The organism is Synechococcus sp. R5-12 (assembly GCF_047502655.1).
GTDB lineage: Bacteria > Cyanobacteriota > Cyanobacteriia > Thermostichales > Thermostichaceae > Thermostichus.
In genome coordinates this window covers 1-712 of the sequence record NZ_JANSIM010000282.1, presented here as the reverse complement: position 1 = coordinate 712, position 712 = coordinate 1, and the positions used below count along the sequence as shown (strand labels likewise).

1 protein-coding gene is annotated in these 712 nt (G+C 56.7%); it reads left to right on the top strand.

Annotated features, from left to right (window positions below):
* Window positions 1–20 precede the first annotated feature (20 nt).
* Window positions 21–641, top strand: a complete 621-nt coding sequence (gene hypB, locus NW843_RS13330) for a hydrogenase nickel incorporation protein HypB (RefSeq protein ID WP_011434383.1) — start codon at window positions 21–23, stop codon at window positions 639–641.
* The last annotated feature ends 71 nt before the right edge of the window (window positions 642–712 follow it).

Below are 712 nucleotides of genomic sequence, written 5' to 3'. Positions count from 1 at the left end.
TTGAACAGTGATGTTCAGCAGTGTTCAGCGTAAATGTATCAGTAACCTGTCTGAACCTCATGAGCGCGCCGGGGGCGGGTAAGACGTCTTTGCTGGAGAAAACCGTGGTCGCTCTTGCCGGCTCGCTGCGCCTGGCGGTGATCGAGGGAGACATGACGACCCAACTGGACGCGGAGCGGTTGCGTCGCTACGGGATCCCGGTGATTGCCATCAACACGGGGCGGGCCTGTCATTTGGATGCGGCCATGGTGGCCGGGGGCTTGCAGCAATTGGAAGCACTGCTGGATCCCCAACAACTGGATTTGCTGCTGGTGGAAAATGTCGGCAACTTGGTCTGCCCGGCGGAGTTTGAGGTGGGGGAACACGCCAAGGTAGCACTGCTCAGCGTCACAGAAGGGGAAGACAAGCCTCTCAAGTACCCAATCATGTTTCGAGAGGCGGATTGTCTGCTGATCACCAAAGTGGATCTGGTTCCTGTGTTGGAGGTGGATTTGGATCGGATCCAGGCCAATATCCGCGAGATCAACCCTTCTGTGCCGATTTTTTGTCTTTCTGCCAAGACGGGTGACGGGCTGGAGCCCTGGCTGGGCTGGATCCGAGAGCAGATTCTCCTGGCCCAACACCGACGGCAGCCGCAGTGAAGGGTATCATACTGAGCATCTAGCCGTGGAACTGATACATTTACGCTGAACACTGCTGAACATCACTGTTC